This is a genomic window from Rahnella sp. WP5 (assembly GCF_000745615.1).
Classification (GTDB): domain Bacteria; phylum Pseudomonadota; class Gammaproteobacteria; order Enterobacterales; family Enterobacteriaceae; genus Rahnella; species Rahnella aceris.
This window is the reverse complement of record NZ_JQJR01000011.1, coordinates 87,632-109,439: the sequence shown is the minus strand read 5'-3', so window position 1 is coordinate 109,439 and position 21,808 is coordinate 87,632. Positions and strand designations below refer to the sequence as shown.

The following is a 21,808-nucleotide window of genomic DNA, read 5'->3' as shown; positions in this document are numbered from 1 at the left end:
GATCCTGAGGATTAAACTAACGTGATGTGTCCGCTGTTACCCTGATATTGCCAGCGCAATTGTTGCCCCTGACGACTGACTTCCGGCCCGGCCAGCGCGTTGATATCACGGGTAGCAGACGCACATACGGCGCATATCAGCCAGTGAGAACCGGCAGGCAGTGACGATTTCAGCACCGGAATGGCGGCGGTTTCGGCGAACATAATGCTGCTGTTGGGCGGGGTGATAACAGCGGAGGCTTCGCGTGGTTCGCTTTCTTCAAGTGCGACAATCCGGCTGACGCCGTTGCGTGCCGTGATCGTCACACCACGTTTTTCTGCCGACAGCTGTGTTTGCGTTGAAGGCTCCTGCATTACCGCAAAACCGCCTTCGGCCGTCTCCAGCGGACGCTGATTCTCGATGTGATGAACCCGCAGATGCCAGTCACCGCAGGGGATCAGCCAGGTACGCACGGCAACGTCGTGCCACGGCAGCCAGCGGGAGTAAATCATCTCGCCGGTGATCCGGGTCTCTTCACAGTCCCGGCGTCCGCGGAAATAACCGTCACTTTCCGAGAACATCAGCATCGAATCGCAACCGGCATGATTCAGCCCGTACCGGCCACGATCTAAAGTGAATCCGAACTGGCTGGAATAGGCGAATTTGGTGTATTTGGCTTCGGTATTCACAAAGTTATTCAGCTCAAGCTGCCCGGATGTCAGCATCACGACATGCTGGCCTTCGGCATCGCGGGTCAGGATCTGACTGGCATGAGGAATACAGTAAGCTGCGGGGAGTGCGGGAAGCGGGGCTTCTTCTGCCTGCCAGAAGGCATCGTCCGGCGGCAATGCCAGCACCAGGAACAGTTTGCATGCCCAGTAAGGTGAACCCGGCGCGTTATAGTCTTCAGCCATCACCAGATTCGGTGTGTGGTAACCAATGCTGAGCACGCCGTCGCGGTCGAAAATCGGCTCTTTTAGCCAGTGACGCAAATGACGCAAAATCAGCCCCTTGATAATACCCGGGCTGAACACCTCCAGTTTGCTGTACGCCGCCGCACTCCAGAACGCCGCTTCGGCAAAACGATAAGCCAGGCTACGTCCGAAAGGCACCGCCGCGCCGCCTGCTGAAAACATCGTAATGAAATCCTGCGCGAAACGTTGTGCGCGTTCACGTAACATGGCCGCACGCGGCGCATCCACATCGGCCATATTCTGTGCATACAGCAGCCCGTAATAATGAAACGCCATCGAAATGTAGTAATCACGCGGCCTGCCGGGACCGTCGGAATACCAGCCATCGCCCAGATAATATTCTTCCATCAGCGCAAATCGGGCCGCCACGGCTTCCTGATCCCAGGGTAATCCGGAGACTTTAAAACCCATCTGCACCATGACCGGGAAGAAATTCCAGTTATTATTCGGGATGGTGGCATCGCGTCCCTGATTCAGCCAGTCAGCCAGATTCTGTTGCTCCTGCGCGCTGAAATGCTGCAACAATTGCTTGTTCAGCAGCGTCAGCCCGACGCCAAACGCGGCCATTTCTACGCAGCGCTGATCAAAATCACGGATTTTTCCCCAGTATTGCGGATGCTGCGGATCGGTGCCGAAACGAATGGCATTCAGATAAAAAGGCAAATCTTCACATTCACCACCACCTGCCAGCAGCGGGAATATTCCCCACAACATGCGTGACAGTGCTTCCATTTTGGCAATCTCTTTGCCGTAATGGGTGGTGGAATTGCCCAGACTGATTCCGCTTTTGCCTTCTTCCGTATAAGGCGACACCGCCGCGAGCAATTCTTTCAGCAGATGCTGCACATCATCGCGGGTCTGTAACGGATTATTGATGTTCACTTTTTTCGGCGTCATAAAAACTCTCCCGGTGACGTGAGGGAAGCAGAAAATAAGAGTTTATTAATTTGAAATATTATTTCAATTCTCTGTGCTGCGAGTGAAATATAGAGAACTGAAAATCGCTGATTGTTACGTGCTTCACAGAATGGCGTGAATTTTGAAATTGTGATTACCAAACCACGATTAAAACGGCTTAAATTATAAAAAACTGACTGAAAATTGTGTTTTGTTGTCCTGGCCGTTAATGACGTAAAAATGAACTGAGGAAAACAGGAATGCCGGTATCTGATTATCTGGAACGCATTGCCCTTAATGAACGTCAGGTTTCTTTTAACCGGATGAACCGTGGGAGTGCTAATTATTTCCACTGGCATCAGTGTCTGGAGTTACTTTTCGTCAGTCAGGGTTACGGCATTGTCATTGTGGATAATCAGCAATACACGTTGCGCCCGGGGCGGTTGTTTGTCTTTCCGCCTTTTAAACTGCACAAAGTGTTTGTCGAATCCGGTGAAAAGAACCTGTATTTGCGCACCACCATTCATCTGGACCACCAGTTGCTGGATGGCTGCCTGCAATCGTTCCCGCAACGCCGGGCACGGTTCGCAAGTTTGTGGGATGCCGACCGCGCGGCACACATTTATGATCTCAGCGAACATGCCAGCCATATAGAAGTCATTCTCGAGCAGTTCAATCAGTTGTCTGAAGCACAGGCCGATCAGTGGGAAGAAATTACCCTGCTGATTTTGCAACTGATGGCCTTTATGCCCGCAGAGGACGCATTGCCGAAAACCGTCAGCCGGACAACGGTCTCTAAAGTGATGCAGTGGATTGAAGAAAATTACGTGCAGAAGTTTTCTCTGGCGCAGCTCTCAGCGGCCATCGGGTTGTCAGAAAGTTATATCTCGCGGGTTTTCGGGCAGGAAACCGGGGGCTCCATTCAGGATTACCTTTCCACCCGGCGGGTTAAAAGGGCATGTGAATTACTGCGTTCCACCGACCGTTCGGTCGAAGAAATCGGACTGCAATGCGGATTTACTGACGCGCCGTATTTTATTACCCGTTTTAAAAAGATGATCGGCAAGACGCCGTTGCAGTATCGCAAGGCGGCATTTTCGCTGACGACTTAACGCCAGATGGCGGGGGCAGAGCCGAGCGGTGAAGCCGGGAAGCGCCAGTGTAATGTCGTATTTTCCAGACGAACAGGAGGAAGCAAACGCCGGGCATGGCCCCAGACCGTACGTTCCTGTTCGGGCAAAAAGTCGGCCGGAACCGCGGATTCAATCAGTGGTTCGCCGCTTTCTGCTAAGGTGCCATTTTCCATCAGTTCGCGGGCGGTACGTGCCAGTGAAAGGCGGCATTCGCTGCCCTGACCGGTTTCCATACGTTGCGTCAAACCGTGCAGCACTGCCGCAGCCATCAGATAACCGGTAGTGTGATCCAGCGCCTGAACCGGCAGCGGAACAGGCTTGTGACGACCGGAACGCTGCATTCCCTGTTCAGCGATCCCGCAGCTCATTTGCACCAGACTGTCAAACCCGCGCCGTTCGCGCCATGGTCCGCTCCAGCCATAGGCATTCAGGCACACATCCACCAGCCCTGGCGCAATCGCGCGACGTTGTTCACTGCCGTAACCCAGTTTGTGCAGCGCGCCTGCGCGATAGCCATGCACAATCACATCCGCGTCCCGCAGTAATTCTTCGAAACGGTGCCGGTCCTGCGGGTTATGCAGGTTCAGCCGCGCACAGTGTTTACCCAGCGTGACATCCGCTTCCTGACTGGGTTCATCCCAGCCAAAGGGATCAATGCGTAATACATCCGCACCCAGTCCTGCGAGAAAACGCGTCGCCACCGGCCCGGCGATAATCCGTGTCAGATCGAGTACTTTCACGCCCGCCAGCGGCTGTTGCGGGGATAATTCCCAATGCGGCGGTGCCACTTTAACGGACAACGCATGCTGAAAAAGAGGTTCCGCGATCAGCGATTTTCCCTGAACATGCTGCTGCCATTCTTCCGGGCTGAGCATCTGCGCGGCACATCCACCCGCCCGCACCACGGCGTGTTCCAGTGCTGCTTTTTTCCACATCACCACCCGCAGCGCCAGCGCCTCGCGGTTTTCCGCTTTGCCGAGCAGTGTTTCAACTACCTTACGGTGCGCGGGGGCATTGGTATGCAAACGGATCCAGCCGTCCGCCGTGGCGTAATCACCCGCCAGACTGTCCCAGGCTGGCGGTATTTCCCAGCCGTCAGGCCGGATACTGGTTTTACACCACAGCGAGGCCAGACGGCGATCCACGGTTACGGCATCGTGTTTGCCGTTTCTGAGGGCGACCAGTTGCGACACTGCGATTCCTGCCAGCGCAACAGAGGCGGCAATCAGCGGGGTCACCGGATAATAAGAGGGAAGATTTCCGGAACCGCTGACATGGAGCGTGCAGGGGAGTGAAATTTTGCCGGTTAACTGCGCGTATAGCGCACGGGCTTTCTCCTGAATCAGTGCATCGGACATGCTGAAACCTCATGCAGTAAAACAAAAAATCACAAAGCGATAAGATTTCAGCATAGCAGGGCGGGCACAAAGGCATGCTAACCCGGCGCGGATAACACGCTGAATCATGAGTGATAGTAACCTTCCGGTAACAGAATGTTCCTAAAGTCACCCGGGGGGTGTGCACCTCAACAGGGCAGGAATTACGGCTAAAACCGGCGTTTCTGAAAACCGGCTCATCCCCTGCCATACGGGGGATGAGCACTGTCATAAGCGCTAACTTTTTCAAGCAAAATATTAGCTGAATGCATTCAATTTCTTGTACTCGGCTTGTGAATTTTACGTTAGCCTTAGGGTCGAAAATTCTGAATACGCGGGGACTACGTTTTTGTGACGAAGCCCCCGGATTTTTTTGCCCAGTACAGGAAACGATTCTGGCATGGAACGAAGAGCATTTATTAAAGCATCTATGGCATTCGCCGCCTGGTGTGGTGTGCCGGCTATGTCCACACTGTTCACCCGTTCCGCAGAAGCGGCAGAGGCGAATGTGGCAGACGGCGGCGAATTGCCGTTTGATTTCAACGCGCTGAAAAAAATGGCGAAAGATTTGGCGGACAAGCCCTACGGTGGCGCGCCGCAGCCGTTGCCGAAGACGCTGGCTGAGCTCACGCCACAGGCCTACAACGCGATTCAGTATGATCATGCACATTCGCTGTGGAATGGTCTGCCTGACCGTCAGCTTGATGTGGAGCTGTTTCACGTCGGCATGGGCTTCAAACGCCGCGTGCGCATGTATTCTGTAGATCCGGTGAAACACATGGCGCGCGAAATCCATTTCCGCCCTGAATTGTTTAACTATCACGATGCCGGTGTGGATACCAAACAACTGGAAGGCTTCTCAAATCTTGGTTTCGCCGGTTTTAAAGTCAATAAAGCCCCTGAACTGACGCGCCGCGACGTGGTTTCCTTCCTCGGTGCCAGCTATTTCCGTGCAGTAGATGATACCTACCAATATGGCCTGTCAGCCCGTGGTGTGGCGGTCGATACCTTTACCGATCAGCCGGAAGAATTCCCTGATTTCACCGCATTCTGGTTTGATACGCCAAAACCTGGCGACACGACTTTTACGGTTTACGCCTTGCTGGACGGCATGAGCATTACCGGCGCGTATAAATTCGTGATCCACTGCGAACCAACCCGTGTGGTGATGGAAATTGAAAACCATCTGCATGCCCGCGAAGATATCAAACAACTGGGCATTTCTCCGATGACCAGTATGTTCAGTTGTGGCACCAGTGAACGTGGCCGTTGCGACACCATCCACCCGCAAATCCACGACTCTGATCGCCTGGAAATGTGGACCGGTACCGGCGAGTGGATTTGTCGCCCGTTGAACAACCCGCAGCGATTGCAGTTCAACGCCTTCAGCGACAACAGCCCGAAAGGTTTTGGTCTGTTGCAACTTGACCATGAATTCAATAATTATCAGGACGTGATTGGCTGGTACAACAAGCGTCCGAGCCTGTGGGTAGAACCGGTCGGGGACTGGGGGAAGGGCGCCGTCAATCTGATGGAAATCCCGACTACGGGGGAAACGCTGGATAACGTGGTGTGCTTCTGGCAACCGGAAAAACCGGTGAAGTCCGGTGCTGAATTTAGTTTCAGCTACAAGCTGTACTGGAGTTCCGTACCCCCTCACCGCAGCCCGCTGGCGAATGTGCTGGCGACCCGCACCGGTATGGGCGGTTTCCCGGAAGGGTGGGCGCCGGGTGAGAACTATCCGCAAGTCTGGGCGCGCCGTTTTGCTATCGATTTTGTTGGTGGTGAGCTGAAAGCCTTTGCTGATAAAGGGATCGAGCCGGTGATCAACGTCTCGGCGGGTAAAATCAAAAACATCGAAATTTTGTATGTGCAGCCGTTCGACGGTTATCGCATCCTGTTTGACTGGTATCCGGACAGCGATTCAGTCGCGCCGGTCGAGCTGCGTATGTTCCTGCGCAACGGCCAGACTGCGCTGTCTGAAACCTGGCTGTATCAGTATTTCCCGCCAGCGCCGGATAAACGCAAGTACATTGATGACCGTCAGATGACGAAGTAGTCCCCGTCATCCTTCAAGCCGCAGGTGCGTTGGCTGCATTCGCTCACCCGAATCACTGACTTTAGTCAGCTTATCGGGATTCGTTCGTTTGCCGCCTTCCTGCAACTTGAATGATTTAGGGGAGTCGTCATTAATAAATACAAAAAGCCCCGAATATTCGGGGCTTTTGCTTTTTTTCTATTTTATTTTTGCAGATGAACCCAATACAGGCACGTGCAAAATACTTCCACGGGTAAAGCAAGGGTAACGCACGGCACTTAACTGATGAAGGGCAAGATGGCAATCAAAACGCCTTCACCAACATTCCGTTCTGTGGCTGCTGCTGCGGATTTCGCAGCGCCATGTCGAAAGATTTCTCGACCTCTTTCAACTGTTGTAAAAATTCGTTCGGCGAAAAGTCGTGTGGTTTGCTGCTCATATAGGCAAGCGCCAGTTCTTTGGCGTTATAGCGCTGAAAGTTGTACATGCTGTTCCTTATTAATTTCAGAAATATTAATGGAATGGCTAACAGCGAGCTGGCTAATGACCACTGCTTACGACGTGCTGCCAATGCGATGAATTCTACGGGGTTTACTGATAAGGGAAAGTCGCTTTTATTGATGCATTCAATAGTTAAAAGCTAACAGACTGCGCTTTATCTATCAGCGATGAATCATGCGAATTTTAATAATCATTAAGAGGTATTAAATCGTTCAAATATGAATTACCTCATTATTTTAAACTTCCGCATTAATTGAAGAAATTCTTTGCGAGTCATGCTGTTAATGTGAATTAAAAGGGTTGGGCTTCCTGTCATGCTGCGTTACCCTCGGAGAGTTATTCACTTTCACATTATCAACGAAAAGAGGTTTTTATCATGAGTAAATTTATCTTCTCTTCGCCAAGAAAATACGTTCAGGGCAGCGGTGTACTGGATGAGTTAGGGGATTATCTGCCCGACCTGGGGGGAAAATCATTCCTGATTGCTGATGATGTTGTTTGGGGAATTATCGGCGACCGCGTACAGAAATCATTGAAAAAAGCGGGCGTAGAATTCCACTACGAGCGCTTTAACGGTGAAGCCTCTGCCAGCGAAATCACCCGTCTGGCAGGTATCGCCCGTGATGCGGGAACACAGGTAGTGGTTGGGCTCGGTGGCGGTAAGACGCTCGACACGGTTAAAGCCATTGCAGATGAACTGAAACAAAACGTAGTGATTGTGCCGACCGTGGCCTCTACCGATGCGCCTTGCAGTGCGCTGTCGGTGATCTACACCGATGAAGGCGTTTTCGAATCCTACCGTTTCTACAATAAAAACCCGGATCTGGTGCTGGTGGATACCCATGTTTGCGCACAGGCACCGGTACGCCTGTTCGCCTCCGGTATCGCTGACGGCCTGGCGACCTTTGTTGAAGCGCAGGCGGTATTGCGTTCCCATTCCCAGTCTATGGTAGGCGGCGACCCGACTATCGCCGGAATGGCCATTGCCGAAGCCTGTGAAAAAACGCTGCTGACTTACGGCTACAGTGCTTACACCGCAGTTGAGCAGAAACTGGTGACGCCAGCGGTTGAAGCCGTGGTGGAAGCCAACACATTGCTTTCCGGTCTGGGCTTTGAAAATGCCGGTCTGGCGGGGGCGCATGCCATCCACAATGGTTTTACTGCGATCTCTGGTGATATTCACCACCTGACGCACGGTGAAAAAGTGGCATACGGTACATTGACGCAGATGGTGCTGGAACAACGTCCGGACGAAGAAATCGCGAAATACGTGCGCTTCTACCGCGCCATCAAAATGCCAACCACGCTGAAAGAAATGCATCTGGAAAACGAATCTTTCGCCAATCTGGTGAAAGTGGGCGCGCTGGCAGGCGGCGAGGGCGATACGCTGGGCAATCTGAACCACAACCTGTCCGCCGAAGATGTGGCGAATGCTATTCTGGCGGTGGATGCGTTCAGTAAAACTGTGAAGTAATTATCGGCTTGTGCCTTCGGAAAAAGTGAGGCATGCGGGGGTAAGGCGAATGCACACGTTAACTCATTCATTTGTCTTTAATACCCCAACCCTCCCCTTCGCAGGAGAGGGCGCCGGTCGTGCCATTTCCGGCCTGGCTTTTTGCTACTCCCCCTGCAAAGGGGGAGTCTGAGAAGAGGTTTTAAGGACCAGAACCGGGGTAAAATACAGGTTGTTCAGGCTCCTTAAATCCGCGCCATCACCCAGGGAATCGCCACCGGCAGTTGTGACAGCAGGTAAAGCACCAGGCCGATAAAGGCACCGACCAGCGTGCCGTTGATGCGGATAAACTGCAAATCCTTACCGATATTCAGTTCTATTTGCCGCGACATATCGCGCGCGTCCCAGCCTTTCACTGTGTCGCTGATGTGGCGGGTCAGGAATCCGGCGAACTCCGGCGCGACTTTTTCTGCAATACTTTCCATCTGCTGATTCAGCGAAAGGCGCAGCTTTTCGTCCTGCGCCAGCGCATTACCCAGCCATTGCCCGGATTCGGTGACTTTGGCGAACACCCGCGAATCCTCGCTTTCTAAATCTTCTTTCAGCCAGTTACGCATATCGCCCCACAGCTGCAAAACATACGTATTCAGCTTTTCGTCATCTTTCAGATACTGTTTGATCTCTTCAGCTTTCTGCGCGGTCGCCGGGTCATTTTGCAGCTTCCAGATAAAGCTTTGCACCGAGCGATCGAAGCCTTTGCGGAAAGCGTGGGTTTTATCGTTGCCCATATCGTCGAGCACGGAATTCACGGCATTGGAGACCATATCCGCGCCGTTGCGCCCCAGCCAGCCGGTGGGCAGTAATTTGGCGGTCAGCGGATGTTCGCGTTTCATCCAGCCGACAATCTGCGCGGAGATAAACTGCCGCGTGCTGTCTTTTGCCAGCAGGATTTCCAGCTGATCCATCGCCTGATCCAGCAGCTCCTGATGGCGGCCGTTTTTGGTCAGGCTTTCCAGCAAGGTGGCAATCGACGCCGACAGGTCGATTTTGTCGATCACCCGGTACAGCGCACGGCGGATAAGCTGGGCGATGCGCTGATCGTCAGTGACGTCCAGAAAACCGCGGATCATCTTCACCGCATAGTTGGCAAACCGTTGTGCGTTGTCGGGCGCGTTCAGCCAGTCTGTCAGCATCCGCGCCGGGTCATGCTGGCGGATCAGTGTGATAAGTGTGGCGGGCGCGAGGAATTTCTCCTGCACGAACACCGCCAGATTATCGGCAATCTTGTCTTTGTTTTTAGGGATGATCGCCGTATGCGAGGCGACAAACGGCACCGGCACGCGGCGGAACAGTGCCACGACGGCAAACCAGTCAGCCATTGCCCCGACCATCGCGGCCTCGGAAATGGCTTTCAGACCGGACACCCAGAAGTTGGGCGGCAGGAAAAGGGTGATGACAAACAGGGCGGCGGCAACCAGCAGCAACCCCAGCGCGTTACGTTTACTTCGGCGAAGTTCTTGTTCTTTATCCATTACCTCAGTTTAGGAAGCGAGCGGCGGACTGTCAGCTTTTTTCTTGCGATTGCGCCACTTGCCATGCAGTGCGCGATAACCAGTTGCCGGAATGCCGCCAGCCCGACACCGGCGCGCACCAGCCCGAGAATAGTGTGAGTCTGGCTGCAATGTTGCACGTAATGCGGCACGACGTTGGCCTGTGCAAACAGCCCGGCGATACAGTCGTAAAAGTATTTTCCTTCGCTTGCGGAATACATGATGAAAGGTTGTCCGGCAAAGTCCCGCAGACGGAGGCGGGGTTTGGCGGTCAGCGCGGATGAAGCAGGCAACGCAACGCATAAAGGCTCACGCAGTACGCAATGATAGGCCAGCGGAAATAACGTCACCGGCTGGCGCACAAAGCCGATATCCAGCGTGCGCGCCGCCAGTGCCTGAAGCTGGGCTGACGACACCATTTCCTTCATTACCAGCGTGATTTCCGGCAATTCCTGAGCTGCCAGCGCGATAATCTGCGGGATTTGCCAGTAACTTTGTTTCCACTGATGCGGCGGTGATTGCGTTGATGACGCTGGCGTTTTTGGCAAAGGTTTATCGGCCATCGGCTGGGCAGTGATGTCAGATACCGCGCCGGAGAAAATGATCGGCCTGAGCGGCGGGGTGTTTAACTGCCCGGGTAACGTTGCGGGGATTATTACGCCCGTAGTGATCGGTTATATCGTCGCGGCAACCGGCTCCTTTAACCTCGCGCTGTGGTTTGTCGGCGCGCACGGTTTGCTCGGCATGTTTGGCTATCTGGTGGTCGCCGGTAAGTTCGAGCGCATGGTGATCCGCCAGCATACGCGGGTAAAATGAGAATTGTTCTTGATATGACAATGCGTGTCATTAAACTGCGTGCAGCATCATTTTCCTGCATTCAGAATGAGAAAAATTCATGGAGTTGTTACGTGTTGTCTTTAAGCAATATCGCTGGCCGTTTTTAGGGGTGATGGCGCTGAGCCTGCTCAGCGCCGTTCTGGGCATCGGGCTGATCGCGTTTATCAATCTGAAACTGATTGAAACCACCCAAGGCTCGCTGATGGTTCTTCCGCAATTCCTCGGATTACTTCTGTTGCTGATGGCGGTCACGTTAGGCTCTCAGCTGGCGCTGACCGTGCTCGGTCATCACTTCATTTACCGTCTGCGCGGCCAGTTCATTAAACGTATTCTCGATACCGATATCGAACGCATCGAGCAAATCGGTAATGCGCAACTGCTTGCCAGCCTGGGCAGCGACATCCGTAACATCACACTGGCGTTTGTGCGCCTGCCGGAGCTGGTGCAGGGGATTATCCTGACCCTTGGCTGTGCGGGATATCTGGCCTGGCTGTCACCGGAAATGCTGCTGGTGACGGTCATCTGGCTGTTGATCACTATTTTCGGCGGTTTCAAACTGGTGTCGCATGTTTACCGTCATCTGGCGAAAGTGCGTGATGCGGAAGACAAACTGCAAACCGATTATCAGAAAGTGATCGAGGGGCGCAAAGAGCTGGCGCTGAACCGCGAGCGTGCGCGCCATCTGTTTGATGATGTATACCGTAAAGATGCCGAAGAATATCGTCACCACATCATCCGCGCCGACACCTTCCACCTGAGCGCCGTGAACTGGTCGAATATCATGATGCTGGGCGCGATTGGCCTGGTGTTCTTCATGGCGAATACGCTCGGCTGGTCGGATACCGACGTTGCCGCTACTTATTCCCTGACACTGTTGTTCCTGCGCACGCCAATGTTACAGGCTGTGGGTGCGCTGCCGACGCTGCTCAGCGCGCAGGTGGCTTTTGGCAAACTGAAAGCATTGAAACTGGCGGAATATAACGCAGCCTTTACCCCCGCCATTGTCGCGAAAAAGTGGCAAACCCTTGAACTGCGCGACCTGACCTTCAGTTACGCAGGCAAAGAAGAGGGCGCTGGTTTTGGCGTCGGCCCGCTGAACCTGACGATCACCCGTGGCGAGCTGGTATTTTTGATTGGCGGCAACGGCAGCGGAAAATCGACAATGGCGATGTTGCTGACCGGCCTGTATCAGCCGCGTTCCGGGCAAATCCTGCTCGACGGCGTGCCGGTCACCGCCGAAAACGCCGAACAATACCGGCAGATTTTCTCGGCGGTGTTCACCGACTTCCACCTGTTCGGTCAGCTCATGGGTCCGCAAGGCGAGATGCCGGATCCGCTGCTGGTGGAAGACTGGCTGCAACGCCTGAAAATGAAAGAAAAACTCCAGTTCAACGGCAATGAAGTGACCAATCTGCAACTGTCCGCCGGACAGCGTAAACGGGTGGCACTGTTGCTGGCCGCTGCCGAAGGGCGTGATTTCCTGCTGCTCGACGAATGGGCGGCCGATCAGGATCCCCAGTTCCGCCGTACCTTCTACCGCGAGCTGTTGCCACAATTGCGTGATATGGGTAAAACCGTGCTGGCAATCAGCCATGATGATCACTATTTTGAACACGCCGATCGTCTGCTGGAAATGCGACAGGGCAAATTGCACGAACTGCACGGGCAGGCGCGTATTGACGCCAGCCGCGATGCGGTCGCACAGATTGGAAGTCACTAAATTGTTTACTGAAGGCAAAGGAAAATGAACTGGAATGAAGTGATGGTGTGGGGCATCAGCGGTGCGGTCATTGGCTCGCTGATCGGAGCATTACACAAAAAAGGCAAAATTGGCCGGGTACCTGCGGTGATCTTATTTCTGGTGTTGATCATCGGCGGTAACCTGCTGTGGGGGGGCGTCATCAAACCGCGTCTTGCCGGTAACAGTGAAGAGCAGAAAATCGATCAGGCGCTGGCCGAATTGCCGCTGTACAACACCATCAGAATGCAGGAACCGGCACTGTATGCGCAGATCCGCAGCAATATCCTGAATATGAAGAAAGAGGGTAAACCGCAGCAGGAAGCCATTGATACCGTCAAACCGATGGTGTCATTGTTACTCTCGCAACGCATCAGCCACGCACCGGACGCCAATGTGAACCAGGCGATGCAGGTAAATCTGGAAGAAATGCAGACGCTGCAGGCACGCAAAGACGGCAGTTGCTTTAAATTCCTTTATCCGCAGGTCAGCGGCGGCGTGAATACCGCACAGGTGCTGCCGCCGGAACTGTTCCGCAAAGATCTCGACACCATGAATGATTTACTGCTGGCGACCGGCAGCGGGCAAACGGTTATGCCTGCCCCTGTGAGCACGGAAAAAGTGGTGCAGATGATGGTGCCGGTGCGTGAAGCCCTGGCCAGTATGTACGGAGAACAGTTGCAGATGTTTAATGACCTGACCAAACCGGATGTCGATCGCGAAAAAGTGTGCGAGATTTCCATCAGCCTGTACTCCGGCATTCTGGCGCTCCAGCCTGCGGAGTCTGCGGCTATACTTCGCCAGATGCTCGGTCAGCACTAACCGTCATCCCTCAGGCTGCCTCTGCGTTAGCTTCGTTCGCAAACCCTGGTCACATACTTATGTATGCTGCCGGGGATTTGCTCAGTCGCTGCCCTGATGCACCCCGAATGATTTAGGGTTATGCACCGCAGCCTGAGAAGCAGAAAATCCCTACTCCTTTTGGCATGAGAAAGCGTATCCTTAGCCGGATTTTTCAAACAATAATTTCCCGAACTCCCGGAATCATCCTTCTATGCAAAAAATGTTAAGAGTGCCGTTGTTGCTGGCATTGTTGTCATGTCTGCTGATAACGCCGGTGCTGAGTCAGGCCGACGAAAGTACAGGCCAGCCTGCCACGGCGGAACAACCGGTTAAAGTGAACGTCACGACCGCGTTACCGGCATTACAAAAGCGTCTGGATCAGCTGAAACAGCAGGTCTCTTCGGCGAAAACCGACAAGAAATTTACCGGCCTGACTGATGCTGCGCAGAAACTGGCCGAAGATGCCGACAAGCTGACGGGTGCGCTGACGCCGGATCTGGCGCAGGTGCAGGCACAGCTCGACGTGCTGGGGCCGGCACCTGCACCGGGCACGATCACGGAAACGCCGCAAGTGATCAGCCAGCGTAATAAGCTCAACAACAGCAAAACGCTGCTGACCACGCAAATCGAGCAGACCAAAGCCATCTCCCTTGGCGCGCAAAACCTGTCTTCGCAAATCGCCGGATTACGTCGTGATGCACTGAAAACCCAGATTGCGCTCAATACCGGCAGCATTCTCGGAGGGAATTTCTGGGCACCGCTTATTACGCCAAACGATGATGATGCGGCGCGTTTTGATGACTTCGGTTCGCAGGTTAAAGACGCGTGGATGCAGGCGTGGAGCGAGGAATGGCGCATCGGCACCGCGATTTATCTGTTACTGGCGCTGGTGATTGGCCTGGCCGGTCGCCGCGTGCTGGACAGACCGATGAACTGGATCCTGCCGCGCTGGTTGCCGCAGGGGCGTTTCCGTCGCAGTTTTCTGGCCTGTTTCACTACGCTGAGCACCACCCTGACGCTTGGCATCAGCGTTCAGTTGCTCGGGTATATTTTCACCCGTCTGCCGGATACCTCGCCGTGGGTGACGGAATTTGCCGGACAACTGGTTGAACTGACCTATTTCTCCGCCGTGATCGCCGGTCTGGGGATTGCATTACTTTCCAATAACCATCCGTCGTGGCGTCTGCCGGGCATAGCCGATCCGCTGGCAAAAACACTGGCATCATTCCCGGTGCTGCTGGCAGGCTTTATTTTCCTGTTCGGTATCATCGAACAGCTGAATAACCTGGTCGGTGCCAGCGTCTCAGCAACGTTATTTGGCAACGGACTGGCGGCGTTACTCGTGGCGCTCAACTGCCTGATCGCGCCAGTGCGTATCAACCGTATGCGTCGCAAGATGAAGGCCGAAGGGGAACAGACCGAAGCACGTTCCACGCTGGCCGGGCTTATCCATCTGGTGATAAGCCTGACGGCGTTTGTCATCCTGATGGCGCTGCTGATTGGTTATATTCCGCTGGCGCGTTTTGTGACCTTCGAACTGCTGTGGATCGGGCTGGTAGTCAGTTGCCTGTATCTGCTGATCCACTTTGTCGTGGACCTGTGTGAGAGTCTGTTTGCGCCGACCACGCACAGCGGCAAAATCCTCAAAAGCACGCTGAGCGTCAATGACCGTCACCTGTCACTGGCTGCCACGTTATTCTCGGCAATCGGTAAAACCGGACTGCTGCTGATGGCCGCCGTCGCGCTGCTTAACGGTACTTTCGGCACGACAACGCCGCTGGAGCTGCTGGCAAAAATCGTCGATATCTGGGGCGGTAAAGGTCTCGAAAGCATGAACATCATTCCGGCGCACGCGGTCAACGCGGTGCTGTGTCTGGTGGTCGGCTGGTATATTCTGCGTTCCGCACGCAGGTGGCTGGATAACGATTTCCTGCCAAAAACCATGATGGATCGCGGTATGCGTGCCTCGCTGGTGACGCTGTTCACCAACGTCGGCTACGTGCTGATCATCCTGCTGACGCTGTCTTCGCTGGGCATCGAATGGAACAAACTGGCGTGGATCGTCAGTGCCTTGTCGGTCGGTATCGGTTTTGGTTTGCAGGAGATTGTGAAGAACTTCATCTCCGGTCTGATCCTGCTGACCGAACGTCCGGTGAAAGTGGGGGATTTGATCAGCATCAGCGGTGTGGAAGGGGATATCCGCCGTATCAATGTCCGTGCAACTGAAATTCAGCTAAGCGATAAATCCACCGTGATTGTGCCGAACTCACAATTGATTTCGCAGAACGTGCGTAACGCCACCATGGGTAACGCGCAGGGCGTGGCGACTATCACGTTGACCTTCCCGCTGGATATCGACCCGGAACAGGTTAAGACATTGCTGCTGGAAGCCTACAACTTGCACGAATCCATTCTGGAAAACCCACCGGCTTCGGTCAGCTTTAAAGAACTGGGACCGACCGGGATTGTGCTGAGTGTGACAGGTTTTGTGAACAGCCCGCGCATGGTCAGCGGTACGCGCAGTGATTTGCTTTACGAAATCCTGAAAATGCTGCGGGCCGCGGGGATCAGTCTGAGTCAGACGCAGACGATGATTCTGGAGAAACCGGCAGAGAGGATCGTTCCGGTTGAGGAGTAAAATCCAAAGCATGATCCGGTCGACTCCCTCCCCTGCGAAGGGGAGGGTTGGGGTGGGGTATTAAAGAAAAATCAATAAGTTGAAGTATACCTTGACAAGATGTTAGCCCTTAAAACCCCCTCCCGACCTCCCCCTTCGCAGGGGGAGGAGCCAGGACAAAACCCTAAGAATGATCCGTTCGGCTCCCCGCTGTGAAGAGGAGGGGCTTTCCCTTAAACTTTTTTATTCCTTCTCCGATGCATCAGCAAATACACCGCCGGGATCACCAGCATCGACAACAACGGGGCACTCACCATGCCGCCGATCATCGGCGCGGCAATACGCTGCATCACTTCTGAACCGGTTCCGCCGCCCCACATGATCGGCAGTAAACCCGCCATGATAGTGGCAACAGTCATGGCTTTTGGCCGGACGCGCAACACCGCACCGTGGTGAATGGCGTCGCACAGTTCTGCCTCACTCATATCCCCGCCGGCTTTTTGCTGACGTTGCACTGCCTGATTCAGATACAGCACCATGATCACCCCGAACTCGGCGGCAACCCCGGCCAGGGCGATAAACCCGACGGCGGCGGCGACCGACAGATTGAAACTCAGCAGGTACAACAGCCAGACGCCACCGGTCAGGGCAAACGGCAGTGTCGCCATGATCAGCAGGGCGTCGCGCACGCTGCTGAACGTCACGTATAACAGGACGAAGATGATCATAAGTGTCACCGGTAGCACGATTTTCAGTTTTGCCGTGGCGCGTTCAAGATACTCGAATTGCCCCGACCAACTGACCGTCACCCCTTCCGGCAATGTTACCTGCTGGCTGACCGCCTGTTGCATGTCTTCGACGGCAGATTTCAAATCTCGTCCGCGTAAATCCACATAGATCCAGTCTGAAAGACGGGCGTTCTCACTTTTCAGCATCGGCGGGCCATCGGTGACGTTGACGGATGCCAGCGCCGACAGCGGCACCTGTGCGCCGGAGGCGGTCAGCACCGGTAAATCCCGCAGCGCCTGCACGTTGTCGCGCAGCTCACGCGGATAACGCAGGTTGATGGGATAACGCTCGCGGCCTTCCAGCGTTTCGCCGATATTTTCCCCGCCGACCAGCGTTGAGACCAGCGACTGTAATTCAGCTACCGTGACACCGTAACGTGCCGCTTCACGCCGGTTAATATCAATATCGACGTAACGGCCACCTTCCAGCCTTTCGGCCAGTGCCGAGGTCACGCCCGGCACCTGTTTCACGATATGCTCGATCTGCTGGGCGATCTGCTCGATTTGTGCAACGTTATTGCCGTTCACCTTGATGCCCACCGGGCTTTTGATGCCGGTGGCCAGCATGTCGAGACGGTTGCGGATAGGCGGTACCCAGACGTTGGCGATGCCGGGCAATTTCACCGCGTTGTCGAGTTCTGTCACCAGTTTGTCCGGCGTCATGCCCGGTCGCCACTGGTCCCTCGGTTTAAAGCGGATGGTCGTTTCGATCATGGTCAGCGGCGCCGGGTCGGTGGCGCTGTCGGCGCGTCCGGCCTTGCCAAATACACTGGCGACTTCGGGCACAGTTTTGATTAACCGATCCGTTTGCTGCAACAACCGTGCGGCTTCGCGGGCTGAAATCCCCGGCAGCGTCGACGGCATATACAGCAGGTCGCCTTCATCGAGCGGCGGCATAAATTCACTGCCCAGTTTTGCCAGCGGATACAGAGACACCAGCAGGAACAGGCCGCTGAATAACAGCGTGGTTTTCGGACGTTTCAGCACGGCAGAAAGCACCGGCTGATAGGCGGCAATCAGCCAGCGGTTGATCGGGCTGGCATTTTCATCAGGAATTTTGCCACGAATAAAATAGCCCATCAGCACCGGCACCAGGGTGATGCCCAGCCCGGCAGACACCGCCATCGCGTAGGTTTTGGTGAATGCCAGCGGGGAGAACATCCGGCCCTCCTGTGCTTCCAGCGAAAACACCGGAATAAACGACAGGGTGATGATCAGCAAACTGCAAAACAGCGCCGGACCCACTTCCGTGGCGGCACGCTCAGACACTTTCCAGTAATCCGCCGACGCAGGCTGCTGGCCGGGATGATCGTGCCGCCATTGCTCCAGCACCTTATGCATATTCTCGATCATCACAATCGCCGCATCGACCATGGCGCCGATGGCAATCGCGATACCGCCGAGCGACATAATATTGGCGCTGACCCCCTGATAATGCATGACGATAAACGCGCCGAGAATGCCGAGCGGCAGGGTGATGATCGCCACCAGCGCCGAGCGGAAATGGAACAGAAACAGCGCACAGACCACCGCGACTACCGCGAATTCCTCCAGCAGTTTATGCGACAGCGTTTCGACGGCGTTTTCAATCAGCGGCTGGCGATCGTAGACCGGCACGATTTCCACCCCCGCAGGCAGCGTGCGGGCGAGGGCATGTAGCCGCTCTTTCACCGCCTTCAGGGTTTCCAGTGCATTTTTGCCCGAGCGCATAACAATCACGCCGCCCGCCACTTCACCTTCACCGTTAAGTTCCGCCACGCCGCGCCGCAGTTCAGGGCCGGTGCGGACGGTGGCGACATCCGCCAGCAGCACCGGAATACCGCTGTTGACTGTCACGACCACATTGTTGAAATCATCCAGACTTTTCAGATAGCCGGAGGTGCGCACCATGTATTCGGCCTCGCCCATTTCCAGCAGCGAGCCACTGCTTTCCTGATTAGCGTTTTGCAGCGCGGTCACCAGTTGCTGATGCGTCACGCCCCGGGCGCGCATCCGTTGCGGATCGGCCACTACCTGATACTGACGCACCATGCCGCCGATGCTGGCGACCTCAGAGACATTCGGTACGGTTTTCAGGTCATAACGCAGCGTCCAGTCCTGCAGGGCACGAAGTTGTTCGAGGCTGTGTTTGCCGGTTTTGTCGATCAGCGCGTATTCATAGATCCAGCCGACGCCGGTGGCATCCGGCCCCAGCGAGGCTTTGGCTCCTGCGGGCAGTGAGGATTGAACCTGACTCAGGTATTCCAGCACGCGGGAGCGCGCCCAGTAAGGATCGGTACCATCATCGAACAACACATAAACATAGGCATCACCGAACATCGAAAAGCCGCGCACGGTTTTCGCGCCGGGCACTGACAGCAGAGTGGTGGTCAGCGGATAGGTCACCTGATCTTCGATGATTTGCGGTGCCTTGCCCGGATAACTTACGCGCACGATCACCTGCACATCGGAGAGATCCGGCAGGGCGTCGAGCGGCGCTTTCTGCAATGACCAGATGCCCCAGCCCGCCATCATCAGCGCGGCGAGTAACACCAGCAGCCGGTTCTTCAGCGACCAGCGGATCACAGCGGCAATCATAAATCACCTCCGTGCTGGTGCGTGTCCGGCGCGGGGGCGTCGGTGGCAGGCAGTGCGCTGCGCAGGCTGGCTTCGGAGTCGATCAGGAACTGCCCGGAGGTGACAACAGACTGACCTTCTTCCAGGCCTGAAAGTACCTGCGTCCAGCCATCACGCGTCACGCCGATGGTGACCTTCTGCGGGGTGAAATGTCCGTTGCCGTCGTCGAGCAGCACGGTATTGCGGCTGCCGGTCTGGATCAGCGCTTCCTGCGCAATGGCCAGAACCGCCGTCTGCGCACTGACATCCGGCGATAAATTCAGGTACATGCCGGGACGCAGTTTTTCCTGCGGATTATCAATCACCACGCGGGCTTTCAGCGTACGGCTGACGGCATCCACATCCGGCAGCAATTCGCTGACCGTACCGTGAAATATCTCGCCCGGCTGACTGTCGGCACTGGCCGTAATTTTGCCGCCGATCTGGATCTGACTGGCGGCAGAAGGCGGATAATCCATCACAATCCAAACCTGTTTCAGACTGGTCAGTTCGAACAGCGGCTGTGTGGCGCTGACCTGCGCCCCTTCACGCACGGAAAGCAGGCTGATATAACCGTCTTCCGGCGCGACCACGTCGATGCGGGTTTGCGGCTGACCGGTTTTATCGACGTGGCGCAGAATGTCTTCCGGCATAAACTGCAAAGCCAGCCGCTGACGGGCGGCAGCGGTCAGGCTGCGATCGCCAAGCTGACGCACGGCCAGATATTCCTGCTGCGCGGCGGTCCAGTCGGGGATCCACAGTGTGGCCAGTTTCTGACCTTTTTTCACAGGCTGCTGGCTGGCAGCGACGTAAAGTTTTTCGACTAAACCATTCGCACGGGCGGCGACCGTGCGCAGGCTGCGTTCATCGGCGCTGACCGTGCCATACACATTAAGCGGTGCGGAAATCATCCGTCGCTGTACCTTTTCACTGCGCATACCGAGATTTTGCTGCTGACGGGCGCTGACCGTCACACCGCCGTCATCCGTGACTTCATCGGCGTAACGCGGCATCAGATCCATATCCATAAAGGGCGATTTGCCCGGTTTATCGAAACGCTGGCCGGGCGTCATCGGGTCATACCAGTACAGCACTTTGCGTTCGGCCGGAGCAGCAGAAGCCTGCGTTTGCGCCGCAGGGCTGTGACGGCCAGCCACGTAACCGGCGGCGAGTGCGGCCATGATGGCGACGGCCAGCAGGCTGTAAGTTTTAGCGGAAGTCATTAATGAATCTCCTGGGGGGCCAGATAGCGCAGGGCGACCCAATAGCGGGCCACTTCCAGCCCGGCATTGCGTTCGGAAATCTGGCTGTCGATCAGGTTGCGGCGGGCGTCGAGAACGTCATTCAGGCTGCTTTTTCCGGCGCGATACTGTGCCTGAATCACGCTGATGCGTTGCTGTTGCAGGGGAATAACGTCGTTTTTTTGCCGCTGCCATAACGTGGCGGCGGCCTGATATTGCGCCAGCAAACTGGTCAGCTGCGCCTGATGGTCGCGCATCAGTTGCGCCAGCCGGTCATTGCTTTCCATTGCCATCGACTGATCGGCGGCGTGATCTTTATCCTGACGCGAAGCGGTAAACAGCGGCAGATCGACGGTAAACATCACCCCCGCCAGATCTTCATAACTGTCGGCACGATGGGCGTAATAGACTTCCACGCCGACATCCGGCAGCGCCGCAATGGCTGACTGCGAGGATTTCGCCTGCGCCACATCGGCTTCACGCCTTGCCTGAATAATTTCAGGATGTTGTTCGACACTTGTCGCCTGTAATGCCTGTGGAGGAAGTTCGGTGAAAGGCGGAATGGCACCGTTAATTTCAGGCTGATCGATGCCGGTCAGCTGGCTTAAGCGGGTGCGCGCCAGTTGAACATCCCGTTCGGCTTCGGTCAGTTTGTCTTGCATGCTGATGAGCGTCAGGTGCGCGTCCAGCACCGAGGCGGGCAGCGAACTGCCGCTGCTGACACCGCCCCGCTGAACCCCAATCTGGCGCTGACTTTCATCCACCAGTTTTTGTAATTGCGAGACGGTTTGCCCGCCGATGGCCAGTTCCATCCAGGCCAGCGCCGCATCGCGTTGCAAACGTGCCCGGATACTCTGGCGGATAGCCGCCACTTCCCGGGATTCTGCACGCAGCGTGTCGGCTTTGCGCTGGCGCTTATCGCTGCTGATGTAATCCTGCATGATGCCGATCCGTTCCATCGTCATCCCTTCACGGGTAAACCGGTCGGTGTTGCCGCCGCTGACCGGCAGGTTTTCGATACCGAATTTCAGCTTCGGATCCGGCAGTTGCATGGCCGAATCGGCACGGTTATCCAGCGCATTGATCTGGTGACGACTGGCAGAAAGCTCGGCGGAATAATCCTGTGCAGCGACCAGCGCCTGCGGCAGGGTAACGGGTGTGGCAAACGCGCTGACCGGCACAAAAGCCAGCAGCCATTGCCACGTCATCCGGTGATGGCGCGGTAAAGTCAACATGGTGAATCTCCCG

At 55.3% G+C, this 21,808-nt stretch carries 15 protein-coding genes; 7 read left to right on the top strand and 8 right to left on the bottom strand.

Annotated features, from left to right (window positions below):
* Window positions 1-11: 11 nt before the first annotated feature.
* Entirely contained in the window at window positions 12-1,850 is a 1,839-nt protein-coding gene (locus tag EX31_RS10905; RefSeq protein WP_037034756.1) for a DUF2264 domain-containing protein, read from the bottom strand.
* Between the two features lie 260 nt (window positions 1,851-2,110).
* On the opposite strand from EX31_RS10905, the gene EX31_RS10900 reads away from it, so the two are divergent.
* The gene (locus EX31_RS10900; RefSeq protein WP_037034755.1) at window positions 2,111-2,962 is read left to right on the top strand and encodes an AraC family transcriptional regulator; all 852 of its coding nucleotides are present in this window, start codon (window positions 2,111-2,113) and stop codon (window positions 2,960-2,962) included.
* Here the strand turns inward: EX31_RS10900 and EX31_RS10895 are convergent.
* Window positions 2,959-4,341: a CoA transferase gene (locus EX31_RS10895; RefSeq protein ID WP_051931016.1), complete on the bottom strand. Its 1,383-nt coding sequence runs from the start codon at window positions 4,339-4,341 to the stop codon at window positions 2,959-2,961. The two genes, EX31_RS10900 and EX31_RS10895, sit on opposite strands and share 4 nt — an antisense overlap.
* A 418-nt stretch (window positions 4,342-4,759) precedes the next feature.
* On the opposite strand from EX31_RS10895, the gene EX31_RS10890 reads away from it, so the two are divergent.
* On the top strand, window positions 4,760-6,418 hold the full coding sequence (locus EX31_RS10890) for a glucan biosynthesis protein D (protein WP_037034752.1): 1,659 nt from the start codon (window positions 4,760-4,762) through the stop codon (window positions 6,416-6,418).
* 283 nt (window positions 6,419-6,701) lie between these two features.
* Here the strand turns inward: EX31_RS10890 and EX31_RS10885 are convergent, their stop codons facing one another.
* Window positions 6,702-6,884, bottom strand: coding sequence for a hypothetical protein (locus EX31_RS10885; protein ID WP_037034750.1), 183 nt, complete (start codon window positions 6,882-6,884; stop codon window positions 6,702-6,704).
* Between the two features lie 390 nt (window positions 6,885-7,274).
* Here EX31_RS10885 and EX31_RS10880 point away from each other — a divergent pair, with 390 nt between their 5' ends.
* Complete coding sequence (locus EX31_RS10880; protein ID WP_013575258.1) at window positions 7,275-8,372, top strand: glycerol dehydrogenase; 1,098 nt, start codon at window positions 7,275-7,277, stop codon at window positions 8,370-8,372.
* Window positions 8,373-8,596: 224 nt separating this feature from the next.
* Here EX31_RS10880 and EX31_RS10875 read toward each other — a convergent pair whose 3' ends face one another.
* Both EX31_RS10875 and EX31_RS10870 read right to left on the bottom strand, forming a co-directional pair.
* Window positions 8,597-9,883, bottom strand: coding sequence for a DUF445 domain-containing protein (locus EX31_RS10875; protein WP_037034748.1), 1,287 nt, complete (start codon window positions 9,881-9,883; stop codon window positions 8,597-8,599).
* Complete coding sequence (locus tag EX31_RS10870) at window positions 9,883-10,464, bottom strand: LysR substrate-binding domain-containing protein (RefSeq protein ID WP_037034747.1); 582 nt, start codon at window positions 10,462-10,464, stop codon at window positions 9,883-9,885. The genes EX31_RS10875 and EX31_RS10870 overlap by 1 nt, the downstream gene beginning before the upstream one ends.
* A gap of 13 nt (window positions 10,465-10,477) precedes the next feature.
* Between EX31_RS10870 and EX31_RS10865 the strand changes: the two genes are divergently transcribed.
* From EX31_RS10865 to EX31_RS10850, 4 genes are all read left to right on the top strand, one after another.
* On the top strand, window positions 10,478-10,717 hold the full coding sequence (locus EX31_RS10865) for a hypothetical protein (protein ID WP_037034746.1): 240 nt from the start codon (window positions 10,478-10,480) through the stop codon (window positions 10,715-10,717).
* Window positions 10,718-10,796: 79 nt separating this feature from the next.
* A complete protein-coding gene (locus tag EX31_RS10860; protein WP_037034745.1) occupies window positions 10,797-12,458 on the top strand; it encodes a multidrug ABC transporter permease/ATP-binding protein in 1,662 nt (553 codons plus the stop codon).
* A 24-nt stretch (window positions 12,459-12,482) separates the two neighbouring features.
* A complete protein-coding gene (locus tag EX31_RS10855) occupies window positions 12,483-13,298 on the top strand; it encodes a hypothetical protein (protein ID WP_037034743.1) in 816 nt (271 codons plus the stop codon).
* Window positions 13,299-13,530: 232 nt separating this feature from the next.
* Window positions 13,531-15,957, top strand: a complete 2,427-nt coding sequence (locus EX31_RS10850; RefSeq protein WP_013575264.1) for a DUF3772 domain-containing protein — start codon at window positions 13,531-13,533, stop codon at window positions 15,955-15,957.
* Between the two features lie 212 nt (window positions 15,958-16,169).
* Here the strand turns inward: EX31_RS10850 and EX31_RS10845 are convergent, their stop codons facing one another.
* From EX31_RS10845 to EX31_RS10835, 3 genes are read right to left on the bottom strand one after another with little or no spacing between them, the layout of a single operon-like run.
* Complete coding sequence (locus EX31_RS10845) at window positions 16,170-19,301, bottom strand: efflux RND transporter permease subunit (RefSeq protein WP_037034742.1); 3,132 nt, start codon at window positions 19,299-19,301, stop codon at window positions 16,170-16,172.
* Window positions 19,298-20,542 carry an efflux RND transporter periplasmic adaptor subunit gene (locus EX31_RS10840; protein WP_037034741.1) on the bottom strand — a complete coding sequence of 415 codons (1,245 nt, stop codon included), beginning with the start codon at window positions 20,540-20,542 and terminating at the stop codon, window positions 19,298-19,300. Before EX31_RS10840 ends, EX31_RS10845 begins: the two co-directional genes overlap by 4 nt.
* A complete protein-coding gene (locus EX31_RS10835) occupies window positions 20,542-21,795 on the bottom strand; it encodes a TolC family protein (RefSeq protein WP_037034737.1) in 1,254 nt (417 codons plus the stop codon). The genes EX31_RS10840 and EX31_RS10835 overlap by 1 nt, the downstream gene beginning before the upstream one ends.
* Window positions 21,796-21,808 lie beyond the last annotated feature (13 nt).